This window comes from Chitinophagales bacterium, from assembly GCA_020636495.1.
Lineage (GTDB): Bacteria > Bacteroidota > Bacteroidia > Chitinophagales > Chitinophagaceae > UBA5543.
The window spans coordinates 2,472,262-2,487,746 of sequence record JACJXQ010000008.1 but is presented as its reverse complement, the minus strand read 5'-3'; the positions used below and the strand labels follow the sequence as shown (position 1 = coordinate 2,487,746).

The following is a 15,485-nucleotide window of genomic DNA, read 5'->3' as shown; positions in this document are numbered from 1 at the left end:
ATTATAATGTGTAGCCGTTTACGTAGGGGTAATGGGTGCCTTTGTAGGTATACACATTCAGAACATCTTCGCTTATTTTTTGTTGAAAGGCAAACTGCTCGTGGGTAAGCTGTGGTGCAGGGATGCCCTTGCCCAATGTTTTATTACCAGTGAATATGCGCGCCTCATCCCATAAGCCATCTCGTATGAACGCCGCCAACAGGGTAGGGCCGCCTTCTACTATCAGCGATTGTTTGTTGGCGTGGTACAGCTTGTCCATGAGTTGAGGCAGAATATGAAATTCGAAGTTGAGTTGTACATAATGAGTAAGTCCCCCTGTTTCGTTTTTCGTTTCATTCAATATCCATGTCTCTACACTGTTGTCGAAGAGGTGGAGCGAGTTGTCTAATTGCAGTTTGCGGTCGGTGACGATGCGCAAAGGGTTGTTGCCCTGCCAATGCCGCGCGGTGAGTTGCGGGTTGTCGTGCAGGGCGGTATTGTAGCCGACCATAATGGCATCTTCTTCGGTACGCCATTTGTGCACCAGCTTGTTGCTTTCTGCGCTGCTTATCTGTAGTCGTTGTTTGTCCTCCGGTGCTATAAAGCCATCTTGTGTTTGCGCCCATTTCAGGATGATGTAAGGGCGCTTCTGCTCATGAAAGCAGAAGAACCGCCTGTCGACCCACTTGCCTGCTGCCTCCAGTATGCCTGTCTCTACACGTATGCCATTATCGGCTAGTATATGTATGCCTTTGCCGGATACCTGCTCAAAGGGGTCTGTATTGCAGATGACCACTTCTTTTACATGCTCCTTTACGAGTCGCAGGGCGCAGGGTGGAGTTTTACCGTAGTGCGCGCATGGCTCCAGCGATACGTACATGATGCTGTCCTTTATCAGCGGTTTATCAGCCTCCTGTACCGATGCCAGGCAATTGATCTCGGCATGTGCTTCGCCATATTGTTGGTGCCAGCCTTCGCCAATGATACGGCCATTGTGCACCAGTACTGCACCTACCATAGGGTTAGGGCTCACGTGGCCCTTGCCTTTTTCGGCCAGCTCAAGGCAGCGTTGTATGTATGCTTCGTGGTTCACGGCATAAAAATAATCAGATTATTCCCCCTATCCCCCTAAAGGGGAGACTAATTTATTGTATAAATTAGTAGCATGAACACTACGCATGAAATGAACAAACTGAACCGCACACAGTTTTTACTGGCTTTAGGCTTATTCCTTATTAGTTCAATTGCTGTTTCTTCATGCAATGTTAATGGGAATAGGGTGTATCCAAAAGTGATAGAAAAGTATGGCCTTATGTCACAATATGATGCGTCAAAATGGTACTTATATTGTGTGTATTGTGACAAACAGCCGGATTTTCTAAAAGGTATAATAGAGTACCGCGATTCAATGAAGTATTATCGTTATGTACCGGATACTATGTCCGAAGAAATAACCTATGGTCAACTTGAACTGAAATTGGATAGAATAGAATTGGTAAATGATACTACTAACCTGTATTTTTCCTTTTATCATAATGGTGAAAAGATCACACCGGATCGTGTAAATACTCCACCGTATGCAGGTACTATGTTTATAGGTGACAGTGATACAATATTTGCTTATCGTACATATGGTGATATGGCCTATTTTATGGTGAGGTGTGATAATAAGGACGATTGTAACTATCGAGAGGTCATTCCTGAACAGCCGGAGGTTATTCAGTATATCAGGAATAATAAGAACAACCTTAATGATTGGTTTAAGTATGAAGCTAATCGTCGCGGTATTATTTTAAAGTAAGGCTTACATGCCCCTTACCTTTTCGGCCAATTCAAGGCAGCGTTGTATGTATTGCGTGTGGTTCACTCCCCCAAATGTAATCAGATTATTTCCCCCTATCCCCTAAAGGGGAGACTAATTTGGAGGGGATGGGTAACAACTAATTATTTGCTATGCTTTTCTTCGTATTCTGCTAGGATATTACTGAGTTTGTCTTTCCCTCTGAAATTGTTACTTGTGTCTGATAGTAACTCTGTAACGATATAATATTCCTCTTCGTTTTTGATCTTCTTTCGTCTAAGTATTTTGGTAATTGTCTTTTCCTGTTCAAGTTCTGCATCTATTAAACCTCGCCCCGATTTTGCGATAAGCATATTATCTAAAATTTCTTTTTCGCTTTCGTCATATTCAACAAGGTGTTGAGCCATCGTAGTCATATCATTATATGCTTGTTTTAGTCCTTTGGGGTAGTCTTTGGGATGTTCAGCCTGTATCTGTTTGCATGAATCAATGAATAATTCTTTGTTGTTCTCATGAAATGCTTTTTCCCTCTCTTTTTTATCTATAATGTAGTCAAATATGGTAATGATCGATTCGTACATAAATTCTACACTGTTGTCAGGCTTTGTCATTTGATTGCTTTTTGATGAGCTAAATATAACGCATTCTTACCTCAGTATACTGAGGTTCACAGCTTATGTTTCATGGTGTCATATTAGTGTAATCATGTCTATCTTTACACTATGCATACCTACTTCTCAGCACAAAAGGAACTGGCAATAGCTTTACTGGCTGTTTATGATGACCGCGAGGCTACTGCTATAGCGCAGGAGGTGATGGAGTATATAACAGGAGCCTCTCGCCTGCAAAGGATAACGGATAAGGACAAGCTGCTCACTACGCACCAGCAATCAGATTATGACAGGATAGTACCTCTGCTGCTCAGTGCTACGCCATTGCAATATGTACTGGGCAGGGCGTTTTTTATGGGGCATGAATTTAAGGTGAATGAGCATGTACTGATACCGCGACCTGAAACGGAAGAACTGGTACAATGGATACTGGATGACCATAAGGGTGGCAGCCCGAAGATATTAGATATCGGTACAGGTAGCGGCTGTATTCCTATATCGCTGAAGTTGGGTTTGCCAAAGGCTGATGTTACCTCGGTAGATATCAGTATAGGTGCGATAGGTGTCGCAGAAGAAAATGCTAAGCGTTTGCAGGCTGATGTTACTTTCATTTTGCTTGATTTTTTGGATAAGGATGAATGGGCCGCGTTGCCTTCTTACGATGTTATTGTTTCTAATCCGCCATACATACCGGAAACGGAGCAGGATAGTATACATGCCAATGTAAAAGACTATGAGCCTGAACAGGCTTTGTTTGTGCCCGGCGATGACCCGCAACTATTTTACAGGCATATCGCTGAGTTTGGACATACCCATCTGAAAGAGGGTGGTATAGTGTATTGCGAGTTGCATGTAGACCATGCAGAGCAGACGCAGGAGCTATTTGTAAAAGAAGGGTACAAGGCAGTTGAGCTGATGAAGGATATGCACGGCAATAACCGAATGCTGAAAGCTCAAAAATAAAAAGGGAGCTGAATGAACAGCCCCCTCTTAATATTTACACGAAACTCTGAATTATGCTTTCTTAGCCCTGCTTGAAGTAGTAGTTGTTGTCTTCTTTACAGGATTTTCTTCTGCTATGTTGTTCACTGTTACTTTTTCCAGCTCACGAACTTGCTTTTTCAGTTCGTAGATAGTCTTGTACAGTTCATCCATTTCGCTACGGGTAGCTACAGGTATACCTACCATAGCTTTTTCCAGTTGCTTCTCAACATCTTTACGCAGTGTCAGTTGCATAGCATTTACTTCTGCCATCATTTTGCTGTACTCATCGCTTTCAAACAGTTCAACGAAAGTCTGGTCGCCGATGTTCAGCCAATCCTGGTAAACGGTCATCATGCTGTTGATCTCGTCACCGTTCTCTATTTTCCTTGTGATGTAGTCAGCCAGGTTGTCCATTACTTTGGCACCTTGCGTGTACACCATGTATTGCAGTTCTGAATTCTTGATATTGTAGATAACCATGCGGTTAGCGATGTCGTTCCACTCAGCTACCATTTTAGCGTTCTTGTCAGAACCCATCATTTTGGTCATCGGAGCAGCCGCTTCGTTCATCATTTTGGTGAACGCATTGTAGTTGTTCATCATAGTACCGAAGATGTCGTTCTGAGCAGGCATCATGTTACCCATCATGTCGCGCATCTGGTTGTAACCCGCTACACCATTCTGGTTCATCTTAGCGATGTTCTCCTGCATCATGTTGGTCATGTTCTGCATGTACTCACGGCTTTGCTCAGGCATGAAACCGAAGTATTTATCCATCAGGTCTTTGTACATAGCAGGGTTAGCGTACTGCTTGAACATCTCAGTGTTAAAAGTTTTGTCCTGGATAGACTTCATGAATGGGGTCCACATTTCAGAAAAACGAGTGAAAGCTTCAGAAACATTTACCATGTTACGGAAAGCATCCTGTGTAGTTCCGTTCTGGATGTCTTTCTGCATGTTTGAAAAGCTGTTGTTCAGCATTTCATAATATTGGTTGAACATACCGGTCCAGTCGTTAGCAGCTTTCTTCCATGCATCAGCAGAGAAAGGATTGTTAGCCTGGAACTTGTTCATCATGTCGTTCCACTGTGCAGCCTGGTTCATGTTTTTGTACCAGCTGTTCCAGCTGTTCATCATGTTGTTCCATGCTGCCATAGGATCGTTGTTAACAGTAGTGTTTTGTGTGCTGTTCTTCATGTGGTTCATGTTCATTTCCCACATTTGCTTAGCCATTTCCATTTGGTTGTTCATCCAGTTCTGATAGAATTCAGTCATTTTATCAGTGTTTTCCTGTGTTTTACCAGACATGTCAGCAGCTTTTTCTTTAGCTGAAGTGTATATGTTGTTCTGGCCTTCCAACCAGTTCTTGTACCACTCGCTGCCTTTTTCCACAGTTTCTTTAACGATGTTGTTACCATTAGCGAACTTCCTGGTTTGCTCGGTAACGTTATCCATCATTTGCTTCTGTGCTTCTACGATAGTGTCAACAAAATTCTTGCTGTCTTTGTTAGCCATGTTATTGTTTTTATAAATTAATTTGCTTAAAATTGCTTTTACTCTGCAAAGGTGCTGAACAAATCTCGTTCTGACATTTCTCCCTCGTTAATCTTATATTAAGGTTAATGCCCTACCATTTGGCGGCGCAAAGGTATGGAGATTATTTCCATTAAACAAAATAATATTATAATTTTTCTACCAATAAAGCAGCAGATAGCCTAGAACAGGTATTTACCCTTGTCTACCAATTGCTTAGCTATCCTTCTGCGGGCCTCTTTTGTATTGAAAGGCGCTATTTTGGTAAAACGTTTCATACCCAGCAGCATCATGCGTTGTTCATCGCCATCCGCAAATGCATTAATTGCACATTTACCTGAATGGTTGATACGGTCTGCAGCATCTGCTATAAACACGCGAGTAGCATCATATGCCAGTTCTTTTTTGTCGTCCTGTAGTTTCATCGTGCGTAGCAGCATACTTTCAGCCATAAAGGTATCCATCAGCATATCAGCCAGGTTCATCAATACTTCCTGCTCATGTTCAATTTTCATCATCAGCTTTTGTACAGCAGCGCCGGCACACATTAGTATGGCTTTCTTGAAGTTGGCTATTGCTTTACGTTCTGCAGCATATGGCGTATCATCTTCAGTAAAGTCAGGTATGCCCATCAGTTCTTTCTGAATGGCCATAGCAGGTTTCATCAGGTCTATTCGGCCTTTCATGGCCCGTTTCAGGTACATGTCAAGTGTTAGCAGCCTGTTGATCTCGTTCGTGCCTTCAAATATCCTGTTGATGCGGCTATCGCGATAAGAGCGGGATATGTCATATTCGTCAGAGAATCCATTACCTCCATGTATCTGCACACCTTCATCCACTACATAGTCCAGTGTTTCGGAGCCCAGTACTTTCAGCATAGCACATTCTATGGCATACTCTTCTGCTGCGCCTAATTGTGCTTCTGCTTCTGTTTTACCTGCTGCATCCATTTCTCTTTCTTTGTTGGCTATCCAGCTTGCCGTGCGGTACAGTGCACTGTCTGTAGCGAACACGCGTATAGCCATCTCGGCCAATTTGTGTTGTATTGCGCCAAACTGTGCTATGGGCGTTTTGAATTGCTCGCGCGTAGATGCATATTTAACGCTGATATTCAAAGCTCTTTTGGCGCCACCCAGTGCAGCGGCACATAATTTCAGGCGCCCGATATTCAGTATGTTGAATGCGATGATATGACCGCGCCCAATTTCGCCCAGCAGGTTGGTGGCGGGTATTTTACAGTTCTCGAAAAACACCTGTCTAGTGCTGGAACCTTTAATACCCATTTTGTGTTCTTCTTCGCCAAAACTCATGCCTTCTGTGCCACGTTCTACAATGAATGCGCTGAATTTGTCACCATCTACTTTGGCAAAGACAGTAAATACATCTGCAAAGCCTGAGTTGGTGATCCATATCTTCTGGCCATTTAAGACATAATGTTTACCATCTTCGGTAAGCGTTGCCGATGTTTTGCCACTCAATGCATCGGAACCAGAGTTGGGCTCTGTGAGTGCATATGCGCCTTTAAATTCACCTGTGGCTAGTTTGGGTATGTATTTCTGTTTCTGCTCTTCGGTTCCGAAATAGAGTATAGGCAATGAGCCAATGCCATTATGTGCAGCCATGGCAACGGCAAAAGAATGTCCTCCGCCCAGGCTTTCATTAATTAGGGTAGAGGTAACAAAGTCTTCACCAAGTCCACCATACTTTTCGGGGAATGCGGCACCTAAGAGGCCTAATTCTCCTGCCTTATCCAGCAGCGATACCATAAGGCCTTCTTTCTGGTTATCAATGTCAACCAGGTTGGGTATTACTTCTTTATCCAGGAATTCGTCGCAAGTTTGTGCTACCATGCGCTGTTCGTCACTAAAATCTTCCGGTGTGAATGTTTGTTCAGGAGTAGGTTCTGATATAAGAAAACTGCCGCCTGCGGGTGTTTTTATCTCTGTCTGTTCCATCTGAAAAACCGTTTGTATGAAGTTACTGAAAAAAGGATTGCGTAGTTGTTAAATTATTGTGTGTCAATACTTTTGTGCGAGCTATTTTTACCCGGTGTTTCATGGTATCTTGCGTACTCAACCCATGCAGATAGTTTTATACATAACAGGGGTATTGCTCTTATGCTACATCATTCTAATGATGTTGTACAGGCGGGGGTGGCGTAAAGAACCACTCTTTGTATTGCACGACAGTTATGTACCCTCAACGAAGATATCTGTTGTCATTCCTGCGCGGAATGAGGAAGAGAATATCGCTTCCTGCATCACGTCTGTGCTAACCCAGGATTATCCCCCTGCATTGCTTGAGGTCATTGTAATTGATGATCATTCCAATGATGATACAGCTGCTATAATAAGATCGTTTACAGATGAGCGTGTAAAATATATAGACCTGGCTGCACATATGGGCAGTGAAGCCAAAGTAGTGGCCTTTAAAAAGCTGGCACTGGCTACAGGTATTGCACAAAGTAAAGGTGACCTGATAGTGACCACTGATGCGGACTGTACTGCCGGAAAGAACTGGCTGAAAGAGATTGCTGCTAAATACGAGTTGGAACAGGCGGTAATGGTGGTTGCACCGGTGCGTTTTACCTCGGATAATAGTATAGTGCAGGTATTTCAACAGCTTGATTTTATGAGTATGCAGGGCATTACAGCGGCTACACTCAGGTTGAAGCTAGGTAATATGTGTAACGGCGCTAATCTTGCTTTTTCTAAGAAAGCATATGAAGAAGTAGGGGGGTATAAAGGAATTGATCACATTGCTTCGGGAGATGATTACCTGCTGATGATGAAACTGAACAGGTCTTTCCCCGGAGGTATTGCTTATTTGAAATCTGCTAACGCCATAGTATCTACACCGCCACAGCCGGGATGGATGAGTTTTTTGAATCAGCGTATACGCTGGGCCTCTAAATCGGGCAAGTATGATGATAACAAAATGACCGGGATATTGGCGATGGTATACTTGCTGAATGTACTCCTGTTTGCGCTGTTCGTATATGGTATTGTGCACCCTGTTTACCTGGCGTGGTTCTCTGCAGCATTACTGGTGAAAACAACGGTTGAATTAGTGTACCTGTTGCCTGTTGCGAATTTCTTTCATTGCAGGAGACGTTTACTCCTGTTCCCGGTATTGCAGCCGTTGCATATAGTGTATATTGTGCTTGCCGGTTTCCTTGGTTTTGCAGGAGTGTACCGTTGGAAAGACAGGACCGTTAAATAACTGTTGCGGGAAAGTTAAGTATGTAAAATAGTTATTAAATAATATACTGCTTTCGTACATTTGTCTATGCGTAAGGTTGTATTCTTTTCTGTACTGATAATAGTACTATCGATAGTAGGTTATGTGTATTGGTACTATTACAATCCATATAGCGAGGGATATCGTGAGGGTGTTCTGCAAAAATTCTCGAGAAAAGGAAATGTGTTTAAAACCTACGAAGGGGAGATGATACAACGTGGTTTCGGGCAGGTAGCCGGGGGGAACTTCAAAGCGCAATATTTTACCTTCAGTGTTGTGGATATAAAAGTGGCTGATTCGCTGGAGGGTTGTATGGACAAGCGGGTAAAGCTACACTATGTACAATACCGCAGAAGTCTGCCCTGGCGTGGCGATAATCATGCTAACGATGATATGCCCAAAGGGCAATATGTGGTAGACGGAATAGAAACCGTTAAAGACCTACCTGAAAACGAGAACTAAGATCATTACGCTAATACCAGGAATACGGTAGGTTGCTTTTCCCAGTCGGGCTTGTTCTTTTTCCAATCAGCTATACTCCTTGTTTTGATGTATGCATTTGCTCCTGTTACATTCCGGGCAATGCAGAGCCATGTGCTGTTGTTGCAGTTCTTCAGCAGCTCTTCAAATAATACCTGGTTCCTGTAAGGCGTTTCGATGAATATCTGCGTCTGTTTTTCTTTTGCAGATAATTGTTCCAGTTCTTTTATCCTTTTACTGCGTGCAGGATCTTTCAGGGGCAGATATCCATGAAAGGCAAAACTCTGGCCATTAAGTCCGGATGCCATCAACGCAAGTATCATAGAGTTAGGTCCCGTGAGTGGTATAATATCAACATTCAATTCATGTGCCTTTTGTACCAGTACAGAACCGGGGTCGGCAATGCCCGGGCAGCCTGCTTCACTCATCACTCCTATTGAATAGCCGTTTTTCAGCCATTCAGCGAGTGTTCGCAGATCAGGGCCATTGTGTTTATCTATTTCGGAGAAATGCAGGTTGTCTATAACAATAGAAGGGTGTAGCGCTTTAAGAAAACGCCTGGCGGTACGTACGTTCTCTACAAAATAGTGCTGTACCTGCAGGGTAACAGTTCCTATCTCTTCGCTGAGTGTATGCAGCGCGTCATCCGCTATCGGTATGGGTATAAGATATAATCCTGCCATGAGACGATAAAAATACATTATTGTTTCTCTTTCGCATGACAGTTGTAATTTTATTCGGTGTTAACATCAGAGTTTTACGAAAGGGAGGATGTGGTGCAGGTAGCAAAAGATCTGCTGGGGAAGGTGCTGGTTACTAATTTTGAAGGGGTGGTTACTTCCGGCATTATTGTAGAGACCGAAGCATATGCAGGTGTTACGGATAAGGCTTCACATGCTTACGGAGGCAGGCGTACCGCGAGAACGGAGATCATGTACCGCGAGGGTGGAGTGGCCTATGTATACCTGTGTTATGGTATACATCACCTGTTCAATGTAGTTACCAGTGCGCAGGATGTGCCTCATGCCGTTCTCATACGCGGATTGGAGCCGCTGGAAGGAATTGATATGATGCTTGAAAGAAGGGGTAGGAAAGTACTTTCGCCAGCTCTTACAGCCGGACCGGGTGCTTTGAGCAGCGCCATGGGGATTACTACACGGCTTACCGGTACATTATTACAGAGTGCGCACATATATATCGAGGACAGAGGTATTGATATAACAGGTAAAGATATAGTTGCGGGAACAAGGGTAGGCGTAGGTTATGCTGCAGAGGATGCTTATCTGCCCTACCGTTTTATGATAAAGGGTAATAAGTATATAAGTAAGGGTAAAGGACTTTAGTGCAATAAAAAAGGGTAGCAATTGCTACCCTTTTTTATTATTTAAAAAGTTTGATTAGAACTTAGGACAAGCGAAGTTGTAAGTAGGCTGGGCTGCACGCTTGTTGAAGCAACCGTTATATATCAGTGATATTTCGTAACCGCCGTTACCACCTGTAGCAGGAGCAAAGCTTGAAACGTTAACATCGTAGCTAACACCTAACTTCATTTTTGACCACTCGAAACCGATATATGGAGCGATCGCATCACCGTAGCGATACCAACCACCTAAGTAGAAGATAGTGCTCTTAGTGAATTCTTTATCATAACCGGGGTTCAAAACGAAACCTATAGCACCACCTGCCATGATCTCAGAAGCTGAAGCCTGGCTTTGGTACAAACCGCTTGCATACAGTACCAGGTTCTCGTTCAGATCGAATGAACCACCAATATAGCCGGAGTAACGTGGGCTGATAGTATGGTTATCATTCAGGAAAGACTCTGTTGGAGAAGTCAGGTGGTAGTAAGACAAGCCGATGTAAGCTGTACCATGCTCGGTAACACGACCTGAGTACATAACACCAGCATTGAAATCGGGATAAGTAAGATCCGCATTTCCAACTACTTCGCTGGTTTGGTAGTCAGCAACACCTGATTGAGGATTGTATTGATCTTCGAACTTCAGTTTAGTGAAGTCTAATGATTTTTGAACTAAAGCACCTTGCAGGCCAATAGATAACGTATGTTGTTTTTCGTAACCTAAAGCTTTGTGGTATGCAAGAGAAAGGCCGAGTGTAACGTTTTGTAAACCACCGAGGCCTGATTTGTCATAAAAACCTAAAACACCTACACCTAAAGCGTCTCCATTGCCCAGCGTACCTTTCATAGTAGCCATGTCGTAAGACAGGGTTGCTGTGGTATAAGGATTAGGAGATACACTTCCCCACTGAGAACGGAAGTTCACTGCAAGCCTTGCATCGCATTGAGTAAGGCCGGTCAGTGCCGGGTTCAGTGTAAGGGGAGATGCGAAGTATTGAGTAAAATGCGCATCCTGCGCCATACCTGAAGTTGTGAATATCATCGCAGCACCTACTCCTAATAATATTTTCTTCATCTGGGTAAACTTTTTAATAATTGTTAATTTATCGGTTTCTGCATGGCAAATTAAGCCAAAATCTATTACTATGCAAGACAGAAGGCATAATATTTTAGTTGGGTCAGGATTGCATTTTTATACCAAATGACAAATCGCCCGCGTCGCCCAGCCCCGGCACTATGTATCCGCGTGCTGTCAGCTCATCATCAATAGCTCCTGCCCATATATAAGCTTCCGGAAATTTTCGCTTAAGATGTTCAATACCAACGGTACATGCAATTACTGTTACTACATGTATCTGCGAGGGTTTCCCGTTCTCGAGCAGTGATTCAAGGGCCAGGGCAAGTGATGATCCGGTGGCCAGCATGGGGTCGGCTACTATAAGTGGTCGGCCTTCCAGTTCGGGGCTGGTAACGTAGTATTGAGCTATCTCAAAAGTGCCATCGCGATGGTGTTTGCGGTATCCGGCAATAAAAGCATTGTCTGCCTGGTCAAAATAGTTCATAACTCCCTGGTGCAGAGGTAATCCCGCACGTAAAAGGGTAGCCAGTACAGGCACCTGGCTCAGTTCAGTGCAATCTGCCTCGCCCATAGGGGTTTGCACTTTACAGTCAGTGTATGGGAGGTATTTGCTCAGTTCATATGCTGCCACCTCGCCTATACGTTCAATATTTCTGCGAAAACGCATCCTGTCTTGCTGAATACTGATATCCCTGATCTGGGCTATCCAGTTGCAGAGTATGGAGTTGCTATCACTCAGGTTTGTAACCATAATATGTGTGTTATACCCTGAAATTATTCAAAATTGTCTACAAGAGGAAATATTTGCCAGGTCATATATAAATGACAATTCAGAAGAAGTTGTTAACAATCAGTCATATATATAAGATTACAGTTAAAGTGGCGTTAAACCGGATGAGCTAAATTTTGATACCACCTACAAGGTTCTATTTTTGTACCTTTGCACGCATTTTGTATAAGTTACCAGCTACAAGCTAATAAATGGATATACTCGAATCATTAGATCGCAGCCGGCTGCCACAGCACATAGCCATTATTATGGATGGTAATGGCCGTTGGGCCAAAGAGCGTGGCCAGGACCGTGTCTATGGTCACCACGAAGGGGTAATAAGCGTGCGCGAGATAGTAAACACATGCGGCGAACTAGGTATTGGTTACCTGACTTTGTATGCGTTTTCTGCAGAGAACTGGAATCGCCCGCAGGAAGAGGTGAACGCCCTGATGGAGCTATTGGTGAACACCATACGCAAAGAGGCAGAAGAACTGAAGAAAAATAATGTGCGCCTGCATGTGATAGGTGATTTTGCCAGTTTGCCGGATATATGCCAGAAAGAGTTGAATGAAGCCATAGATATGACGGCTGCCAATACCGGGCTGAACCTGGTACTGGCACTTAGCTACAGCGCAAGGTGGGAGTTGGCAGAAGCCGCGAAGAAATTTGCAAAGGATGTACAGGATGGCAAGGCCGATGTGAATAGCCTGACCGACGAACAATTTCATAAATACCTGGCAACAGCAGCTTTTCCCGACCCGGAACTGATGATACGTACCAGCGGAGAACACCGTATCAGCAATTACCTGCTGTACCAGCTGGCCTATGCCGAATTGTATTTTACACCGGTACATTGGCCTGATTTCAGGAAACAGAACTTATATGAGGCACTGCTGGACTACCAGCAAAGGGAACGCCGTTTCGGAAAAACAAGTGAACAAATCCAAAAGAATACAGCCCAGCATGTATAAAGAAATATCACGAACTTTATTACTTATTGTCCTTTTTCTCTTTAATGCTGAGTTAGACTCCTTTGCCCAGATCAACACCTCAAAGGGCATAGCTAATATGAGGCAAGGCCCGCAGATGCCTGAAAAACCAATAGAATACACTATAGGAGGTATAACTGTATCCGGTACAAGGTTCCTGGATAATGACCTGCTGATAACGGTTTCGGGTCTGAGTGTAGGAGATAAAATAAAGGTTCCGACTGATGAAAAGGTTACACGAGCCATACGCAACCTGTGGAAACAGGAACTGTTCTCCGACATCAGCATATCGGCTACTAATATTGTAGGCGATAAAATATTCCTGAATATCGAGATAGAAGAGCGTCCCCGCCTGAGTAAATATAATTTCAAAGGGATACGCAAGAGTGAAGCTACAGAGCTTAAGGATAAACTTGGCCTTGTCAAGTCGCGTGTGGTAACAGAGGCAACAAAAAAAGAATCAGTAGTAAGGATACGTAAGTATTATTCCGAGAAGGGCTTTAACGACATCAGTGTATCAGTAGATGAAGTTATTGATACAATATCTGTCAACAGTGTTATACTGACCTTTGACATAGACAAGGGCGTGCGTACGCGCATCAACCAGATCAATGTGGCAGGTAATAATATAGTTTCTGATTCGCGGGTGAAGAAGACAATGAAAGGCACGAAAGAGATGGCCCGTATCAGCCTGCACCCGGCAGATGAGATCAGTATATATGAAGCAGAGGAGCGTTCTTTTAAGAACTATGTTAATAACCTGGGATTCCTGTCACCGTCAAAAACATTAGACGCGCTTGACCCGTATTTCAGGTACAATTTCTTCTCTTCGTCTAAGTTCAACGAAAAGAAATTCGAGTCAGATAAACAATCTATCGTAAGCTATTATAATACGCTCGGACACAGGGATGCCATTGTTACTGATGATACTGTTTATAAAGTAGGTGGCGGTAATATCAATATAGATATCAAGATAAGGGAAGGCCACCAATACTATTTTGGTGATATAGAATGGAAAGGTAACACTAAATACTCCGGCGAATTCCTGAGCAAGATACTAGGTATCAAACGCGGTGATATTTATAACGTAGAGTTGCTGGACACCAGGTTGGGTAAAGTGCTGAGCCCTGACGGTGGTGATGACGTGAGTAGTTTGTATATGAATGATGGTTACCTGTTCTTTAACGTGGATCCTGTTGAGGTATCTATTGTGGGTGATACGATCAACTACGAGATGCGTATTACCGAAGGACCACAGGCTACCATTAAGAATGTGACCATAACCGGTAACTTCCGTACCAACGAACATGTTATCAGGCGTGAGCTACGTACATTGCCGGGCAATAAATTCAGCCGTGCCGACCTGATACGTTCGCAAAGGGAGATAGCCAACCTTGGCTTTTTCGACCAGGAGAAGATAGGTATTCAACCAAAGCCTAACCAGGAAGATGGTACAGTGGATATTGAATATTCAGTAGTAGAAAAATCGAGCGACCAATTGCAGCTTTCTGCCGGTTTTGGTGGCGGTATCAGCTTCTACGGTAACGTCGGTGTCACCTTTAACAACTTCTCGCTGAGGAATGTGTTTAAACCGCAGTTCTGGGACCCATTACCTGTTGGTGATGGTCAGCGCTTTTCGGTTAACTATCAGTCGAACGGTAAATACTACAACTCTATGAACGTGTCGTTCACAGAGCCTTGGCTGGGTGGTAAAAAGCCTAACTCGCTTACTACCAACTTCATGTATAGTAAGTTCAGTAGTTCGATAACAGGGGCAAATGTCAACGAATCTTACATGCGCGTGCTGGGTGGTGGTGTATCTATGAGTCGCCGTGTAAAATGGCCTGATGATAACTTCGTATTTACTTATGGTATCAATTACCAGAATTTTAAATTGAAACAATATGAGTTGATATCCGGGTCGGGTTTTAACGACGGCCCAAGTAACAACCTGTACGCAAAACTTGTGTTGGCAAGGTATTCAATTGACCAGCCATTGTATCCGCGTAGTGGTTCGAATATCAACTTTACATTCCAGTTCACACCACCATATAGTTCTATAAGCGGCGATGATTTCAGTAGTGCTGCACCTGCCCAGAAATACAAATGGATAGAATATCATAAGTATCGTTTTACGGCAGAATGGTATCAGCGTATAGTGGGTAATATGGTATTCAAGTTCGCTACCAAGTACGGTTTCATGGGCTATTATAACCGTGATATCGGTTTCTCTCCGTTTGAGCGCTTCCAGGTAGGTGGTGGTGGTCTTTCCGGCCAGAACTATTTCGTAGGTCGTGATATCATTGCACAGAGGGGGTATAATGGTCCATATACCAGCGATGCAACGATATTCAATAAATACACCGCGGAGGTGCGCTATCCGTTCTCTCTGAGTCCTACATCTACTATTTACGGTTTGCTGTTTGTTGAGGCGGCTAATGCATGGGCTAATTTCAGCCAGTATAACCCGTCAAAACTTAATCGCTCTGCAGGTGTTGGTTTAAGGGTGTTCCTGCCCATGTTTGGTCTGCTTGGTTTAGACTACGGAGTAGGTTTCGACCGTTATGATAAAGCTGGTGGGTATACAAAGCTTAAGGATATAGCCAACTTTACCTTTATGCTGGGCTTTGAACCGGATTAATAACTTAGTATCAAATT

Annotated in this window: 14 protein-coding genes; 7 read left to right on the top strand and 7 right to left on the bottom strand. The window is 43.6% G+C overall.

Annotated features, from left to right (window positions below):
• Window position 1: 1 nt before the first annotated feature.
• The gene (gene ribD, locus H6550_10990; GenBank protein ID MCB9046645.1) at window positions 2-1,054 is read right to left on the bottom strand and encodes a bifunctional diaminohydroxyphosphoribosylaminopyrimidine deaminase/5-amino-6-(5-phosphoribosylamino)uracil reductase RibD; all 1,053 of its coding nucleotides are present in this window, start codon (window positions 1,052-1,054) and stop codon (window positions 2-4) included.
• Window positions 1,055-1,144: 90 nt separating this feature from the next.
• On the opposite strand from ribD, the gene H6550_10985 reads away from it, so the two are divergent.
• Entirely contained in the window at window positions 1,145-1,780 is a 636-nt protein-coding gene (locus H6550_10985) for a hypothetical protein (GenBank protein MCB9046644.1), read from the top strand.
• Window positions 1,781-1,923: 143 nt separating this feature from the next.
• Here H6550_10985 and H6550_10980 read toward each other — a convergent pair whose 3' ends face one another.
• Window positions 1,924-2,391 carry a hypothetical protein gene (locus H6550_10980; GenBank protein ID MCB9046643.1) on the bottom strand — a complete coding sequence of 156 codons (468 nt, stop codon included), beginning with the start codon at window positions 2,389-2,391 and terminating at the stop codon, window positions 1,924-1,926.
• A gap of 111 nt (window positions 2,392-2,502) precedes the next feature.
• Between H6550_10980 and prmC the strand changes: the two genes are divergently transcribed.
• Window positions 2,503-3,354 carry a peptide chain release factor N(5)-glutamine methyltransferase gene (gene prmC, locus H6550_10975; protein ID MCB9046642.1) on the top strand — a complete coding sequence of 284 codons (852 nt, stop codon included), beginning with the start codon at window positions 2,503-2,505 and terminating at the stop codon, window positions 3,352-3,354.
• 51 nt (window positions 3,355-3,405) lie between these two features.
• Here the strand turns inward: prmC and H6550_10970 are convergent, their stop codons facing one another.
• Window positions 3,406-4,890: a hypothetical protein gene (locus H6550_10970; protein MCB9046641.1), complete on the bottom strand. Its 1,485-nt coding sequence runs from the start codon at window positions 4,888-4,890 to the stop codon at window positions 3,406-3,408.
• 200 nt (window positions 4,891-5,090) lie between these two features.
• Window positions 5,091-6,863, bottom strand: a complete 1,773-nt coding sequence (locus H6550_10965; protein ID MCB9046640.1) for an acyl-CoA dehydrogenase family protein — start codon at window positions 6,861-6,863, stop codon at window positions 5,091-5,093.
• Window positions 6,864-7,041: 178 nt separating this feature from the next.
• On the opposite strand from H6550_10965, the gene H6550_10960 reads away from it, so the two are divergent.
• Both H6550_10960 and H6550_10955 read left to right on the top strand, forming a co-directional pair.
• Window positions 7,042-8,130 (top strand): glycosyltransferase, encoded by a 1,089-nt coding sequence (locus tag H6550_10960; protein MCB9046639.1) that lies wholly within the window; start codon window positions 7,042-7,044, stop codon window positions 8,128-8,130.
• Between the two features lie 66 nt (window positions 8,131-8,196).
• A complete protein-coding gene (locus H6550_10955; GenBank protein ID MCB9046638.1) occupies window positions 8,197-8,610 on the top strand; it encodes a hypothetical protein in 414 nt (137 codons plus the stop codon).
• 5 nt (window positions 8,611-8,615) lie between these two features.
• Here the strand turns inward: H6550_10955 and H6550_10950 are convergent, their stop codons facing one another.
• The gene (locus tag H6550_10950) at window positions 8,616-9,311 is read right to left on the bottom strand and encodes an SAM-dependent methyltransferase (protein MCB9046637.1); all 696 of its coding nucleotides are present in this window, start codon (window positions 9,309-9,311) and stop codon (window positions 8,616-8,618) included.
• Between the two features lie 57 nt (window positions 9,312-9,368).
• Here H6550_10950 and H6550_10945 point away from each other — a divergent pair, with 57 nt between their 5' ends.
• Window positions 9,369-9,971, top strand: a complete 603-nt coding sequence (locus tag H6550_10945) for a DNA-3-methyladenine glycosylase (GenBank protein ID MCB9046636.1) — start codon at window positions 9,369-9,371, stop codon at window positions 9,969-9,971.
• A gap of 54 nt (window positions 9,972-10,025) precedes the next feature.
• Here the strand turns inward: H6550_10945 and H6550_10940 are convergent, their stop codons facing one another.
• Together H6550_10940 and upp are read right to left on the bottom strand one after the other, a co-directional pair.
• Window positions 10,026-11,063, bottom strand: coding sequence for a PorP/SprF family type IX secretion system membrane protein (locus H6550_10940; GenBank protein ID MCB9046635.1), 1,038 nt, complete (start codon window positions 11,061-11,063; stop codon window positions 10,026-10,028).
• Window positions 11,064-11,166: 103 nt separating this feature from the next.
• Complete coding sequence (gene upp, locus H6550_10935) at window positions 11,167-11,817, bottom strand: uracil phosphoribosyltransferase (GenBank protein MCB9046634.1); 651 nt, start codon at window positions 11,815-11,817, stop codon at window positions 11,167-11,169.
• Window positions 11,818-12,047: 230 nt separating this feature from the next.
• Between upp and H6550_10930 the strand changes: the two genes are divergently transcribed.
• Both H6550_10930 and H6550_10925 read left to right on the top strand, forming a co-directional pair.
• Window positions 12,048-12,809, top strand: a complete 762-nt coding sequence (locus H6550_10930) for an isoprenyl transferase (protein MCB9046633.1) — start codon at window positions 12,048-12,050, stop codon at window positions 12,807-12,809.
• A complete protein-coding gene (locus H6550_10925) occupies window positions 12,802-15,468 on the top strand; it encodes an outer membrane protein assembly factor (GenBank protein MCB9046632.1) in 2,667 nt (888 codons plus the stop codon). Before H6550_10930 ends, H6550_10925 begins: the two co-directional genes overlap by 8 nt.
• The last annotated feature ends 17 nt before the right edge of the window (window positions 15,469-15,485 follow it).